Source organism: Saccharicrinis carchari, from assembly GCF_900182605.1.
Lineage (GTDB): Bacteria > Bacteroidota > Bacteroidia > Bacteroidales > Marinilabiliaceae > Saccharicrinis > Saccharicrinis carchari.
In genome coordinates this window covers 345,633-360,615 of the sequence record NZ_FXTB01000002.1, presented here as the reverse complement: position 1 = coordinate 360,615, position 14,983 = coordinate 345,633, and the positions used below count along the sequence as shown (strand labels likewise).

Below are 14,983 nucleotides of genomic sequence, written 5' to 3'. Positions count from 1 at the left end.
ATCTTTGCACACTTTTTATTTTTTAGCACATCACAAATCCAAAATATAATGGGAAATATAGCAGCCATAGTAGGACGGCCAAATGTAGGTAAATCTACGCTTTTTAACAGGCTCACAGAATCGCGTAGTGCCATTGTTAACGAGGAAAGCGGCGTTACCCGCGACCGCCTTTACGGCAAAAGCATATGGAACGGATTAGAATTTTCGGTTGTTGATACCGGCGGGTATGCTGTAGGTTCGGAGGATGTTTTTGAAGAGGAAATCAGAAAGCAAGTGCTTATTGCCATTGAAGAAGCCGATGTTATTTTGTTTATGTTGGACGTAACAACCGGCATAACCGATTACGACGAGATGGTTGCCGACCTGCTGCGCCGAAGCAAGAAAAAGGTATTGGTGGTGGTTAATAAAGTAGATAACCCCGAACGGCTGGCCGATGCCAGCTACTTTTATTCCCTGGGCGTAGAGGAGCTTTTTTCGGTTTCATCGATCAACGGATCGGGTACCGGTGAACTCCTGGACAGATTAGTTGAGCTTTTTCCCAGCACAGAAAATGTTGAAGATCTGGATATTCCGCGATTTGCTGTGGTAGGGCGACCCAATGCCGGCAAATCGTCCATCATTAACGCTTTTATCGGTGAAGACCGAAACATTGTAACACCTATTTCCGGCACAACACGCGACTCCATCTATACCCGTTACAATAAATTTGGCTACGATTTTTACCTTGTAGATACCGCAGGAGTACGTAAAAAATCAAAGGTTTTTGAAGACCTTGAATTTTACAGCGTGATGCGTGCCATCCGAGCCATCGAAAATTCCGATGTTTGCCTGCTTATGATAGATGCTACCCGTGGTGTGGAAAGTCAGGACCAAAAGATATTTCAGCTGATACAAAGAAATAAAAAAGGCATTGTGGTTTTGGTGAACAAATGGGATTTGGTTGAGAAAGATACCATGACCACAAAAAAATATGAGGAGGATATCCGCAACAAATTTGCACCATTTGTAGATTTCCCCATTGTTTTTACCTCCGTGATTACCAAACAGCGCATACACAAGGCCTTAGAAATGGCTGCTGTGGTATTTGAAAACAAAACGCGCAGAATATCTACCTCCAAACTTAACGAAGCGATGCAAAAAGTGGTGCTCGACAATCCACCACCGTCCACCAAAGGCAAATACATTAAAATTAAATACATTATGCAACTGCCCACAAACACTCCGGCATTTGCATTTTTCTGCAATCTGCCACAGTATGTTCATGAACCATACAAACGATTTCTCGAAAATAAGCTTCGTAAACTGTATGATTTCACAGGGGTACCGGTTCAAATATTTATGCGAAAAAAATAAGAGGCAATAATGATAATAGCCCACACCAAAAATAAAGACAGACATTAAACAAATGTAGGGCTTACGATATGATAAGGATATTAGTGGCAGAACCCTCGTACCTGATCCGAAAAGGAATTGTAACAATTCTATCTGAATTAAAGGCAGTTACCGTAATAGATGAAGCCAACAACCCAGAGGAGTTACAGCAATCTTTGCAACAGGTTTTACCCCATATATTAATGGTAAATACCTCTATAAGCAGTTTGCCTCAAGCGGATAAAGTGATAAAAAAGTACGTGCCGGATATGGAAGTTATATATGTTTTCAACACCCCCCTGCCCCACCGTAACGACGAACAATCACTTTCGGTTTTTGATTCCAAAAGCCTACTATTGAGCAAGCTACGCAGGCAAGTAGAAAACATTGAAAAATCTGTGGTACACCACGATAACTCAGGCGACCTCACCGAACGAGAAAAGGATGTGTTACAAAAAGTAGCCCTGGGTAAAACCAACAAAGAGGTAGCTAACGAACTGTTTATTAGTACACACACTGTAATATCGCACCGTAAAAATATTACCCGAAAACTGGGTATTAAAACGGTATCCGGATTAACGGTATATGCCATATTAAACAATTTAATAAAATTGGAAGATATATCATAAAGCTAAAAAAACTATTCATTGGCTTGAAGAAAACAAAAAAAGGCCATCTCATTTGAGACAGCCTCTTTTTGTTCAACCTTTAAGCTATACGATAAACAAATATAGCATTGCAATTATCCTTCCAGACTCTCTTCTTTCTCAAATTTACTTCCATCTTCGTTATAAAAGTAGTGGATGGATTCGCCTTGTGTGTCTTTTACACTGATTCTGTAAACAGACGTCTCTTCGGCAGTTGTTGCTACAGCCGCTTTTGCTATTACCGCATCTTTGTTGTCCTCACCAAAAGCTTCAATCACTTTTACGGGAACTTTTTCAATGGCGATATCATTAAAAACCAATTCTTCCTGCACTACCGTAGTCTCTACTTGATTAGCTTGGATACTTTTGTTAGCAAATAATACTGCTGAACTAATACAAACGGCAAAGGCAATCATTAAAATACTTTTCATCTTTCCAATATTTAATAGTTAGTATAATATTTCGGTATGGTTAACCGCGTTGCCTATCCTACTACTAAATATGGTGCCGTAATCTTACACATGCTCACCAGGTACAGCTATGTTCATAACCCACAATAACTTACGCCACGTGCCACTTTGCGAAATTTTATTTTTACCTTTATAACATGTAGATTACATCCTACATATTGTAGAAACACGTGAGGCTGACGTTCATCATATTGAACCGATGATTATGATAATGTTATTTATATTGAATATTTGCTCCCTATTTAGTGTCATGTCAAAACTCTTTTTGGCGCTTGCTTATTGAAATAAGCTAAAATAAAAATATTCTTTTACGGTTTTCTTTTGATATCCTTTACTATTGAAATAATTGATTAGTTTTGGTACGCTCACCGTACAATAAAAATACGGTTTAGCCTGGCCTATTTATAAAAAATCATTACCATGCTGCAGAATAAAAAAATAGTTGGACGAAAAGAAATAGCCCACTTTCCGGAGTTGAAATTAAAGCACATTCATGTTAAAATGGATACGGGAGCCTACACTTCAAGTATGCACTGCCATAGTATCGTTGAACGCGACGGGCGTCTCTATTGCAATCTGCTGGATCCGGGCCATCATGCCTACAAAGACGAAGAGCTGGTGTTTGAACACTACAAACAAAAAAAGGTGAGAAGTTCAAATGGAGCCGTCGAAAACAGATACAAAATTGCAAGTACCATAGAATTGCTGGGGGAATCATACAAGATAGATTTGACCCTCACCGACCGCCAAAATATGAAAACTCCCGTATTGATAGGGCGAAAATTTCTGAATAAAAAATTCATTGTTGACGTTGCTAAAAAGTATACCCACTTATAGCAAATCATTTTTCCTGAATTTAGTATTCGTTTTTTACTATCTTAATAGCATATCCTTAAATTTAAAATATTCCTTATGAACATTGCAGTACTATCCCGAAACGCAAAATTATATTCCACACGAAGACTTATTGAAACAGGCGAAAAGAGAGGCCACAATATGGTTGTTTTGGATCACACCAAATGCGACATCCTAATTGAACGAAAAAAACCTCAGGTTTTTTATAATGGCCACGAAATAGACAATATAGATGCTATCATTCCACGCATTGGCGCATCGGTTACTTTTTACGGTACGGCGGTAGTGCGTCAGTTTGAAATGAAGAAAGTTTTTACGACTACCGAATCTCAGGCTCTGGTGCGCTCACGCGATAAGCTGCGTAGCTTGCAAATATTATCGCGTGCCGGCCTACACTTACCCAAAACAGCATTTACCAACTTTTCTAAAGATAACCAGAACATTGTTGCTCAGGTTGGTGGTGCCCCTTGCGTAATCAAATTATTAGAGGGAACCCAAGGCGTAGGAGTGGTGTTGGCTGAAACAAACAGTGCCGCCGAATCGGTGCTGGATGCCTTTGGTGGACTGAAAGCCCGCGTAATAGTGCAGGAGTTTGTTGCTGAAGCCAAAGGTGCCGACATAAGGGCTTTTGTGGTGGATGGCGTGGTGGTAGGAGCCATGAAACGGCAAGCCAAAGAGGGTGAGTTTAGGTCAAACCTCCATCGCGGCGGCAGTGCTACCATCGTGCAACTGAGCGACGAAGAAGAAAACGCCGCACTTAAGGCCGCCAAAGCCATGGGCTTGAGCATAGCCGGCGTAGACATGTTACAATCCAGCACCGGCCCTAAAATCATGGAGGTGAACTCCTCGCCCGGCCTCGAAGGTATTGAATCCGCCACCGGCATTGATATTGCTAACGCCATCATCCGTTTTATTGAGCGAAACGTTGATTAAACGATGTGATGGCAGCGAGTTATCGCAGGCAGCTATTATTATAGTCCGACTAGCCTACATGTAGCCGCTCCCGGCCTATCAAGCAAAACATAATCTGTATTTGCTGCCATTGCATACCACCCGCCCCCTATTTAGCAGGCCTAAAAAAATAATGTACAGCATTGTTTGCCTGCTAAGTTTATCCTATATTAATGGCAAAATAAGCTGATATGGAAAAAAATTCGAACATGCCCCCAATTTACATTGTTTCGGGCGGGAAAGGAGTAGCCGGGCACACGCTCGTGGAGTCTATGCTGATTCAATACCCCGAACATAAAATCCCTGTAATCATTGAGCCTGAAGTAAGCACACAAGAACAGATTGATGCCATTACCGATAAAGTAATTAAAACAAATGGCGTAGTGGCGCACACCATGGTCGATCACGTGGTGCGTCGCAAGCTGATTGACAGTTGTGAAACAAAAAACATCCGTCACTTTGATTTAGTGGGTAACATGACAGATTATCTGGATACCGTGCTTGATATGAAACCGGCTGATCAGCCCGGGCTTTACCGTCTGCGCGATATGGAATATTACCGGAGGGTGCGCGCCATTGAATTTACCATGATGCACGACGATGGTCAGCATACAGATAAAATTGCCACGGCCGACATTGTTTTGGCCGGAGTTTCGCGTACCGGAAAAACCCCCCTGAGTATATATTTGGCCATGTTTGGATGGAAGGTGGCCAACGTTCCTATCGTGCCCGGAACACCAGTTCCGGAGACACTTTTTCAGATAGATCCGCGTAGGGTATTTGGCCTTACCATTTCAATGGCCTACCTGATTGCCCAACGCAGTAGCAGGGTAAGCCGTATAAATATGGATCCAAATAGCGATTATATCGACCGGCGAAAGGTACGCATGGAGTTGGACTATGCTGCTAACCTGTTCAAAAAAGGTGGCTTTACAGTGCTAAATATCAGCAATAAACCCATTGAATATTCTGCCAATGAAATACTCACTATATTGACTTCGAGATTTGGCAGCGACAAATGGACAAAAGATGAGGAGCATTAGCGCAGAGATACAAGGTGCCAAAACCGGGCTTACAATCAAAACGTGTAGTGGAGAATATGGGTATTAATGAACAAACAAATTATAGCTTGGCATAGATGCAAAACGAAATAACACGGTGCCTACACCCCATGCTGTCAGCTATCTGAATGGTTAGGTGTCAGCCACTGGGGAGTCTCGTCCTGGATGGGCAGGAACACAGAAAAGATTCACTGCACCTTTATCAGAGTACAGTATCAGAAAATACGAAAAAATTTTATATTACGTTTTAAGACCTGTCAGCGTGGATAGACCACCCATCAGTTTGTAAGAGATGGGCTGGTTTGTTTATGAATAATAAACAAACTTTAAACAAAAACTTCACATTGCTGTTTAATAGATGCAACACTAATGGAGTTTGTTTGTTATAGAACCTTAGCAAAGATATAGAAAGATGAAAGAACAACTAATAAAAACAACAAGCCAGCCTACTTCATCCAGGATAAGTGGTGGAAACAAGATAAAAAAGGAAGTAGAAGGCAAATTTGATTACTTAAAGGAATTTGTTGAGGAACGATTTCAGAAGAAATTTCCCCAAAAAGACTTTTTATCAGCATGGATGGAATATAACCACTTGCGCGATTTTAAGATATCCGATAACGTTGAAGATGTTGGGGGTATTTCGGAAGAGGGGCATTACATTATGCGTACCATAACAGAATATTTTATTAGCCAAGCTTTTAAGGCGATGAAAATTGATATGGACGATCCCAATGTAGGTGGCGAAAAAGGTACGCCCTATCGCCTGGCCAAAATGTATTGTGGTAATGATTTGAGCGACGATACGGAGTTACTCTCGGGCAGATGGTCGCACAAACCCCTTATGACCAGCTTCCCTAATGAGCAAGGGCAAAAATATCCTATCACAAAGCGAGTGGATATTGTTTCAGTGTGTTCGCATCACACAGCACCCTTCAGCACCCTTTTCAGAGACGGCTCATTTGCTGTAATCAGCTATATCCCCGGCAAAAAAATACTCGGTATATCCAAACTTCAACGGATCGTTGATTGGGTTGCACGCAGAGGACATTTGCAGGAAAACCTAACCAAAATGATTTATGACGAAGTTTGCCAGGCGGCTGAAACATCTTCGGTGTACGTTAAATTAAGTGGTCTGGTGCATACCTGCGAATCGCTGCGCGGAACACAAAGTAACGAGGGCGAATTTACCAGCGAATTTTATGGTGGCGAATTTGGTAATTACGAAATGCGGAGAGAAGTAAGTGGCGGGTAGCAGTTAGGAGCTTACAAAATAACTTCAGGCGGTGTGGCTTTTGCTAAGTATGCAGTTGAAAGGATAAACAAGCCTTATGGCCATAAAAATAAAAGATATAAAACCTTAATGATAATCAGAAAGAAATTTAAATTTGAGGGAGCCCATATTGTGCGGGACTGTTCGAGCGACAGGTGTAAAAAATCGCTTCACGGACACAGCTACGTGGTGGAAGTATTTTTAAGCTCAAACAAACTCGACTTTGGCCATATGATTTACGATTTCGGTTTGACCAAAGGTACCATAAAGGATATAATTGATAGCTTTGACCATGCCTATGCTATGTGGGACAAGGAAAGTGACGAATTTAAAACATTTATCAGAAACAATAGCGAGCGTTACATCGAAATGCCTGTAAGTCCCTCGGCCGAGTGCTTTGCACTTACACTGTTGTTTCTTATTGACAAAACATTGCAGGCCACAGAATTTAAAAATGGTGAGGGCAAGGTAAGTGTTAGTTCAGTGCGGGTGCACGAAACGGATACAGGCTATGCAGAAGCATTTCGAAAAGATTTGGATTGGTTTACCTTTGAGTTGGCTGATGTAACTTTTAGCCAAGCCGTAAAAGACGAATGGAAAGATGCTGAGATGTATGATAAACTATTGATGTACCACAAAGGTGAGTTAGACGCTAAACCTTTTGTAAATCCCCAGGTAGAAAGGATATTTTGAAAAAGTGAAAAGCCTTCCTGCAAACGCTTTTAATGCAGGAAATACGGCAAATGCGCAAATAGAAAAACGAACATTCTCATAAAACCCATATAATCATCTGTTTGTAATTCGAATCAATCTTCATAATCCTGTATTTTTTTACGCATTCTTTCTACATCTTCCATCTTAAAATCACCAAAAAAAGAGAGTAGCACACCGTTTTGTTGACCCTGTAGTATCACGTGACACTCTTTTACCTTACGCCCCCTGCGCTGTACCCAAACTTCTGCATCCACTTCGGAATCAATATCTTCCACCCTGCTACAACCGCCTTTCCTCATGTAATGCCGCACCTTTTCAATGAATCTTTGTTTTGGTGCTTTGTTGGGCTTAAACATCACCAACCTCACCTCTTTTAAATCACCTCTTATCTTGCTGGCTTGTTCTTTGTCCTCATTTTCTGCATCAAAATCCATAAATTGGAGCAGATTCTTTGAAAGCGACAAATAGGTCACCTCATCCATACCGCGAAAATCCTTAAACATTCTTTCGGTCGTTTTTTGCTGCGAAAAAACAAAAAGGCTGCCAACACCCATCAGCCATAATACCAAGGCAATACGCACTAAATTTTTCATACTGTTAACGCTTTTTTTCGCACCCAATCAATTGATACGATTATATACCATCCATTCCAGCTCATCATCTACATTTACAGTAACGTCTTGCGGAACAGTGAGGATCACCTTCAACTTTTGGTTTCTTATTTTGCTTTCCTCCTGAAGGGTAAAAATAGCATCCACATTCAACACAGCATCTTCCTGCATCCAGAAAAACTCAATATCATCGCAATTTTTTTGGGCTTGATCAATCGTCTTCCCTCTGGCCGATTTCATAATTTCGATGGAATACTCACGGCCTGACACCAGTTCTATACGAGGACTGCCTTGTACATAAAACTTTTTATTATCTGCATACACATCTAGTTGATTAACATCAAACAAATGATTTTTAAGTTGGTTGTTATAAACCGCGGGGTTCGGTTTTAGGTAAATAATGCTGTCGTTAGGCAGTTGCAGCAATTCTTTTTGATAGGTATCATGCGATACGGCAAAATCACCCGCCACACGTGCCGAAGCATAAAACAACATTATAAGGCCTATTACCCATAGCGCCAGCGAAGCCAGTCCCGCGAATTTAATTCTGGACTTAAACCTAAAAACAAGTCTAAACCCCAGGTAAAACAATGCTACCACAGGAATACATGTAACCAATACAAGTCCTATACTCCCAAAAATCATATCCTTACCGGATATAAACAAGCTGGGCAGGGAGGTGAGGTAATTTCCCACGCCTGAAAAATCGAGGAAGGTAAAACCAAAGGTAAATGCGAATATTAATGACACCAGTACAATTAAAGTGGTTATCATTAATACAGCACCAATAATAACAGCCAGCGCTTGTAATAAGCCACTGATCGCATTACCGATGGTGTCGGAACCTCTGGAAAACGCTCCTGACGAACCTTGATAAGCCTTGGATCGTTTAAACCTGTCCGAAACCTCTCGGTATTCATTCCTCAGGTTTTCCTCCCAACGTTCATACCCCGCGGGACCTTTCATCTGTAGCTTTTCCGTGATAGTAATTGCTTCGGGCATCGCTATCCATAATACGATGTAAACCAGTAGTGATGATCCATAAAAGAAAAATGTAAATAAAAACAAGATACGGAACACTAAGGGATCCACGTTGAAATAAGCACCAAGGCCACCACATACACCCCCCAGCACACGATTATCCGGATCGCGGTACAAACGTTTGCCATACAAAGGTGGAGCCATTTCGCCGGAAGGTTGGCGTTGGTAATTTTCTTCCTCTTCTGTTTCGTTGGCAATATCCTGTGGCTGCCCAATGGTGCCCATCACCTCCTCCACTTCGCCTAAAGTGATTACTTCATTCATTGATTGCTTTTTACTGTGAAAAAGCTCAGCAATACGGGCTTCAATATCCGAAACTATCTCTTTGGCTTCCTCTTTGTCAGAGAAACTTCTTTCAATATTTTTAAGATATTGGTTTAATTTCTCATATGCATCCTCATCAATATGAAAAGCAAAGCCGTTTAGGTTGATGTATAGTGTTTTTTTCATATGTATTATTTTTTCTATCGTCGGTCATATGGAACTCCTGAAAAATCCAATTATTCCCCTATATGCAATTTAAATGACTGAATTTGTATGCGCGTTTCATTTTTTTAGTATCTCGAAATGGATAACAAAATCAGATGCGGTGCAGGGGCTGGTAAAATTACCCCCACGTACTTACATCAAAAGCCTCTATCAACTATTACCAAAAAATAAAAGCACTGCCCAGTATAAAGCTCAGGATCTTAATACCAAAAACTGTTAAAATAGCAAAGCCTATTATATACAGGATTATTTTAAAGGCCGTACGAAACAAAAGTCCTATCAGTAGAAATAACATTGCGATTACTACCCATCCAGGAAAATGGAAAAACGGCAGGTGTCCGATACGAAAGTTCACTTCATTCATAAAAGTGGGAACGGTAAAACTATTATGAACCAATTCGGTATGAGTAAAATTAAACGTAAACATATTAAAGAGCAATATGGCGCCACCCACAACAGCAACGATAATGAGCGTGGTTCTATCCCTCTTGTTAAATTTGTTCCACCAGCGCTCGCTCTTTTTATAAAAATTAGTGCCACGTACTTTACCAAACTGTCGTTTAACATCTTCGTACTCCTTGCGGATGGCTTTTTCTATGTTGTCGATAGTTACATTTTTACCATGCATCTGCAATTTTTGGGCAGTGGTTACGGCCGGAGGCACAATAATCCACAATACAATATATATAGGCACAATGGTGCCCAACCCTACAAATATGAGCAATGCAAAAATTACGCGTACCCACACCGGGTCGATGCTCAAATAGGCCCCTAAACCACCGCACACACCCCCCAGCACACGGCTTTCTAAATCGCGGAACAATCTTTTACTATTAGGCTGAGCATAGCTACTGTAATTAGATTTTCTCTCGGGCTCTTTCTCGCTATCTTCAGAATCGAAATCCTCGGGCTGCCCCATCATGGCCATCACTTCCTCTACCATGTGCATGCTTACTACCGCCGATAGGCCAGCTATTTTTTCGCTCAATAATTCAGCAATCCGGCTTTCAATATCACTTATTATTTCCTGGGCACCCTCCTGGTTTGCAAAATATTTTTCCAGTCTGTCCAGATACCCTCTTAAACGAGCAAAAGCATCATCATCAATATAAAAAACTCTGCCGCTCAAATTAATATTTATTGTTTTCTTCATGATTTTAAGATGTTTGCGAGTTGTTTTTTATCACAGTTACTGCATTTACCAAATCGGCCCAAGATGTATCCAATTCAGAAAGAAAGTCTGTACCCTTTTCAGTCAGTTCGTAATATTTGCGTGGCGGCCCCTGTGTAGACTCCTCCCAACGATACGACAAAAGTCCGGCATTTTTTAAACGGGTCAACAAAGGGTACAAGGTACCCTCAACCACAATCATTCTGGCATCTTTTAGCTCACTGATTATATCGGAGGTGTATTTGGCGCTGCGCGTTAGTATAGCAAGTATGCAATATTCCAGAACCCCCTTTCTCATCTGTGCTTTTGTATTTTCAATCTTCATAGGATGCTTTTTTTATATTTTCTATTCACAACATCGTAAATCAACAGTATCTGCCTTAACCTTGAATATGGCATTACAAATATATGGCTTTTATTTGGTACTATGCAATACCTATTACTATATTTTGCAATAAATTTTTCCCTATAAATCATATCATACTGATTTATTGCACTTTAAAATTTTAAAAAAAATCTACCTAAGAGAGCAGATAAGTATATATTGCCCTTTGCGGCCACTACTCTTTTTTTTGGACAAAGTCACTACCAACACATATACGTTATACGCCATTTTTCTTTCCTCATCCTTTTTAGAATGGATTTAAATTAGCCTAAAATCCGGTTTAAAGGCCAAAATTGTAACATCCGTTACATTATAATATAATTGCTTTAACTATTTTTAACGTGTTAATTTCAATTGATCCTACTATGCTAAAAAGCTTTCTTCCTCCTCCACGCTGGCAGTTTCCGGTAATGATTACCATAGCCATTTTTGTTGGTTTGGCACTCTTTACATTTAAGGTGTCCAATGCACCGTCGTATTTATCCGATAAACCGGAAACATGCGTAAACTGTCATATCATGGCACCGCAGTATGCCACCTGGAAACACAGTTCGCATCGCGAGTGGACCACTTGTAACGACTGCCACGTTCCACAAGACAATGTGTTTAACACCTATTACTTTAAGGCAAAAGACGGCTTACGACACGCCACGGTTTTCACAATGCGTGCGGAGCCCGAAGTTATTTTTATTAAAGACGAAGGTGCTGAGGTAGTACATCAAAATTGCATCCGCTGCCATCATCAACAAATAACCGACTCTAAACTGGGTGCAGGTGTAGCCAACCATACAGCTCACACACAGGATCGCAAATGCTGGGAATGCCATCGCGAGGTGCCTCATGGCAGGGTAAACAGCATCAGCAGCACGCCTAATGCCAGAGTGCCGCTACCTGAAAGTCCCGTACCGGACTGGCTAAAGAAATATACAAAATAGATGTACTGATAAAACTTACTGAATAAATACAACTTAAAATATACACCTATGAAAATGTTTGAAAAACGACCATGGCTGGCATGGCTCATATTTTTTGCTACCGTAATTGTTGTCTTCTTATTAGGATTACTGGCCTCCTCCATTGTTGAGCGCAGAGCCGAGGCCGCCTTTGTAAATGTGCCGCAAACACCTGTATCGGAATTTGAACCCAGAAACGAAGTGTGGGGCGAGAACTACCCACGCCAGTTCCAATCGTATTACCAAACGTCGGATACCACCTTTGCCAGTAAGTACAACGGCAGTGCCATGATTGATATGTTAGAGGTAGATCCTCGATTGGTAGTGCTATGGGCCGGGTACGGTTTTGCCAAAGATTATAGTCAGGGACGTGGCCATTATTATGCCATTACCGATGTGGTGAATACCCTGAGAACAGGAGGCCCCCAGAGTGCAGATGATGGCCCTATGCCATCAACCTGTTGGACTTGCAAGAGCCCCGATGTACCCCGCCTGATGAATGAGCATGGCGTAGATGAATTTTATAAAGGAACCTGGGCCAGCTTAGGCGCTGAGGTAGTGAACCCTATAGGATGTGCCGATTGCCACGATCCTGAAACCATGAACCTCAGGATTACCCGTCCTGCCCTGATAGAAGCTTTCGACCGTCAAGGTAAAGACATCACAAAGGCATCGCACCAGGAAATGCGCAGCCTGGTTTGTGCACAGTGCCATGTAGAGTACTATTTTGACAAGAAAAAGGTAGATGGTGCCAATTACCTTACCTTGCCATGGGACGGTGGGTTGACGGCGGAAGACATGGAGGAGTACTATGACAATATCGAGTTTTCGGACTGGACGCACGCATTGAGCAAAGCGCCCATGCTAAAGGCTCAGCACCCCGGTTACGAGGTATATATGACGGGCATACATGCCGACAGGGGTGTTTCGTGTGCCGATTGCCATATGCCTTACAAAAGTGAGGGTGGACAAAAATTTACCGACCACAAAATACAATCGCCACTCAATAACGTGGCCAACTCGTGTCAGGTATGTCACCGTCAGGAAACGGCCAACCTGATAGCCAATGTTTATGACAACCAGGACAAGATTATTGAAAACCGCGACAAGCTGGAAGAACTCATTGTACGAGCTCATGTAGAAGCAAAAAAAGCCTGGGATGTAGGTGCTAACGAAACACAGATGCAAGATATATTAATGGGCATTCGCCATGCGCAATGGCGTTGGGACTATGCCGCTGCAAGTCACGGAGGATCTTTCCATGCACCCGTAGAAATTGGCCGTGTAATTGGTACCGGAATTGATATTGCCCAGGAAACAAGGATTAAACTAGCCCGACTTTTGGCTCAATTAGGTCATAACGAAGAGGTACCGTATCCGGATATCGAAACCAAAGCTAAAGCTCAAAAATTTATTGGCTTGGATATGGAAGAATTGCATAAGGAAAAGCAGGCATTTAAAGAAAATCTTCTCCCCAAATGGATTGAGGAAGCACAAGCACGTGAAAAATCGTAAACCACGTTGGATGAAAACTTATCTATGATTTTAATATTAAAAGGCAACGGAAACTATCAGTTCAATCCGTTGCCTTTTTTTGAACCCGACAAGGTATTGATCTGAAAATCTAAAATCATCTATCATGAAAAACAATAGCTACAATCGCCTAATAAAAATACTCATTTTAAGTACAGTACTCGGTTGTGTTTTGCCCGGCTTGTTAATAGCACAATTTACACTAAGCAGCGAAATTCGTCCCCGGGTGGAGTTAAACCGAGGCTATAAATCATTAGCCGTAGAAGGGCAGGATGCCTCGCTTATCTCAACCCAACGCACCCGCCTGAACAGTATGTTTAAAAACGAATATGTGCTTACTAAGCTGGTTCTTCAAGATGTTAGACAGTGGGGAAACCAACCGCAATTAGTTGGCAATGAAAATAATTCCATCTCTGTGCATGAGGCCTGGGCTGAAGTGCTTTTTAATGATAAGTTCAGTTTAAGAGCCGGAAGGCAAGAGCTTATTTACGACGATCATCGTATTTTTGGTAACGTGGGCTGGGCACAACAAGCACGCTCACACGATTTGGCTTTGTTCAAGTACAAGGGCGAATGGGACATCCATGCCGGTTTTGCTTTTCATCAAAATAATAACATCACAAACGCCGACTATAACGGTCCAGATGCCTATAAGTCGATGCAATTTTTCTGGGCACATCAACAGTGGGAAGCCACAAAGTTGAGTCTGCTGTTCTTAAATAACGGAGTTGCATTTCCTTTGAGCCCGGGATTTGGAGTAGAACAAAAAACGAAGTACAGCCAAACCTTAGGTGGTAGGTTCGTTACCGGACTGGATGCAGTTAATATAGCCGCTAACGCCTATTTGCAGGTAGGGAAAGATGCAGGCAACAGAGATTTGAACGCCTATAATATTCTATTCGAAGCTTCAGGCAAGCTAAACCCGGAGACCGGCATCACGGGAGGATTCGAAATGCTATCGGGCACAGCTTTTAATGAGGATGGTGATAAAAACAAATCGTTTACACCCTTTTATGGTACCAACCATAAATTCAATGGTTTTATGGATTATTTCTATGTAGGTAATCATATCAATAATGCAGGCCTGATAGATATTTATGCAAAAATCAGTCATAAAATGAACAAGCTAAGCTTTGGCGGTCATATCCATTACTTTGCCGCTGCAGCTGATATCTCGTCCGATGCCGGCAAAAACCTGGGTACCGAGATAGACCTATCATTGGGGTGGGCTTTTAAACCTATGGTGCGTTTCGATTTTGGATGGTCTACAATGTTTGCTTCAGAAAACATGCAACTGCTAAAAGGTGGCGACCACACTGCTTTTCAGCAATGGGGCTATGTAATGCTTACCGTAACGCCGGATTTTATAAAATAGTAGCAAAAATCTGCGTAATATGAACATTAAAACGATTAAACCAAAACAAGATTATCAATAAGCTTTAGCCTGAAAAATGCGTGTAT

15 protein-coding genes are annotated in these 14,983 nt (G+C 41.5%); 10 read left to right on the top strand and 5 right to left on the bottom strand.

What is annotated here, in order from left to right:
• The first annotated feature begins 48 nt into the window (after positions 1-48).
• Both der and FN809_RS18130 read left to right on the top strand, forming a co-directional pair.
• Complete coding sequence (gene der / locus FN809_RS05900; protein WP_142532568.1) at positions 49-1,353, top strand: ribosome biogenesis GTPase Der; 1,305 nt, start codon at positions 49-51, stop codon at positions 1,351-1,353.
• 68 nt (positions 1,354-1,421) lie between these two features.
• On the top strand, positions 1,422-2,000 hold the full coding sequence (locus FN809_RS18130) for a response regulator transcription factor (protein ID WP_317131253.1): 579 nt from the start codon (positions 1,422-1,424) through the stop codon (positions 1,998-2,000).
• A gap of 113 nt (positions 2,001-2,113) precedes the next feature.
• Here the strand turns inward: FN809_RS18130 and FN809_RS05890 are convergent, their stop codons facing one another.
• Complete coding sequence (locus FN809_RS05890; protein WP_142532567.1) at positions 2,114-2,449, bottom strand: hypothetical protein; 336 nt, start codon at positions 2,447-2,449, stop codon at positions 2,114-2,116.
• Between the two features lie 459 nt (positions 2,450-2,908).
• Between FN809_RS05890 and FN809_RS05885 the strand changes: the two genes are divergently transcribed.
• The 5 genes from FN809_RS05885 to FN809_RS05865 all read left to right on the top strand — a co-directional run bounded on the left by FN809_RS05885 (position 2,909) and on the right by FN809_RS05865 (position 7,318).
• Entirely contained in the window at positions 2,909-3,325 is a 417-nt protein-coding gene (locus FN809_RS05885) for an ATP-dependent zinc protease family protein (protein ID WP_142532566.1), read from the top strand.
• Positions 3,326-3,400: 75 nt separating this feature from the next.
• Positions 3,401-4,276, top strand: coding sequence for a 30S ribosomal protein S6--L-glutamate ligase (gene rimK / locus FN809_RS05880; protein ID WP_142532565.1), 876 nt, complete (start codon positions 3,401-3,403; stop codon positions 4,274-4,276).
• 209 nt (positions 4,277-4,485) lie between these two features.
• Positions 4,486-5,337 carry a pyruvate, water dikinase regulatory protein gene (locus FN809_RS05875; protein WP_142532564.1) on the top strand — a complete coding sequence of 284 codons (852 nt, stop codon included), beginning with the start codon at positions 4,486-4,488 and terminating at the stop codon, positions 5,335-5,337.
• Positions 5,338-5,767: 430 nt separating this feature from the next.
• A complete protein-coding gene (locus tag FN809_RS05870; protein ID WP_142532563.1) occupies positions 5,768-6,607 on the top strand; it encodes a GTP cyclohydrolase I in 840 nt (279 codons plus the stop codon).
• Between the two features lie 108 nt (positions 6,608-6,715).
• Positions 6,716-7,318 carry a 6-pyruvoyl trahydropterin synthase family protein gene (locus tag FN809_RS05865; RefSeq protein WP_142532562.1) on the top strand — a complete coding sequence of 201 codons (603 nt, stop codon included), beginning with the start codon at positions 6,716-6,718 and terminating at the stop codon, positions 7,316-7,318.
• Between the two features lie 113 nt (positions 7,319-7,431).
• Here FN809_RS05865 and FN809_RS05860 read toward each other — a convergent pair whose 3' ends face one another.
• The 4 genes from FN809_RS05860 to FN809_RS05845 all read right to left on the bottom strand — a co-directional run bounded on the left by FN809_RS05860 (position 7,432) and on the right by FN809_RS05845 (position 10,976).
• Positions 7,432-7,932 (bottom strand): DUF4252 domain-containing protein, encoded by a 501-nt coding sequence (locus FN809_RS05860; protein WP_142532561.1) that lies wholly within the window; start codon positions 7,930-7,932, stop codon positions 7,432-7,434.
• A 27-nt stretch (positions 7,933-7,959) separates the two neighbouring features.
• Complete coding sequence (locus FN809_RS05855) at positions 7,960-9,441, bottom strand: PspC domain-containing protein (RefSeq protein WP_142532560.1); 1,482 nt, start codon at positions 9,439-9,441, stop codon at positions 7,960-7,962.
• Between the two features lie 196 nt (positions 9,442-9,637).
• Positions 9,638-10,633 (bottom strand): PspC domain-containing protein, encoded by a 996-nt coding sequence (locus FN809_RS05850; protein ID WP_142532559.1) that lies wholly within the window; start codon positions 10,631-10,633, stop codon positions 9,638-9,640.
• A 4-nt stretch (positions 10,634-10,637) separates the two neighbouring features.
• Complete coding sequence (locus FN809_RS05845; protein WP_142532558.1) at positions 10,638-10,976, bottom strand: PadR family transcriptional regulator; 339 nt, start codon at positions 10,974-10,976, stop codon at positions 10,638-10,640.
• Between the two features lie 425 nt (positions 10,977-11,401).
• On the opposite strand from FN809_RS05845, the gene nrfH reads away from it, so the two are divergent.
• The 3 genes from nrfH to FN809_RS05830 all read left to right on the top strand — a co-directional run bounded on the left by nrfH (position 11,402) and on the right by FN809_RS05830 (position 14,897).
• Positions 11,402-11,971 carry a cytochrome c nitrite reductase small subunit gene (gene nrfH, locus FN809_RS05840; RefSeq protein ID WP_142532557.1) on the top strand — a complete coding sequence of 190 codons (570 nt, stop codon included), beginning with the start codon at positions 11,402-11,404 and terminating at the stop codon, positions 11,969-11,971.
• Between the two features lie 48 nt (positions 11,972-12,019).
• Positions 12,020-13,504 (top strand): ammonia-forming cytochrome c nitrite reductase, encoded by a 1,485-nt coding sequence (nrfA, locus tag FN809_RS05835; protein WP_142532556.1) that lies wholly within the window; start codon positions 12,020-12,022, stop codon positions 13,502-13,504.
• A gap of 124 nt (positions 13,505-13,628) precedes the next feature.
• On the top strand, positions 13,629-14,897 hold the full coding sequence (locus FN809_RS05830; protein WP_142532555.1) for an alginate export family protein: 1,269 nt from the start codon (positions 13,629-13,631) through the stop codon (positions 14,895-14,897).
• Positions 14,898-14,983: the final 86 nt, after the last annotated feature.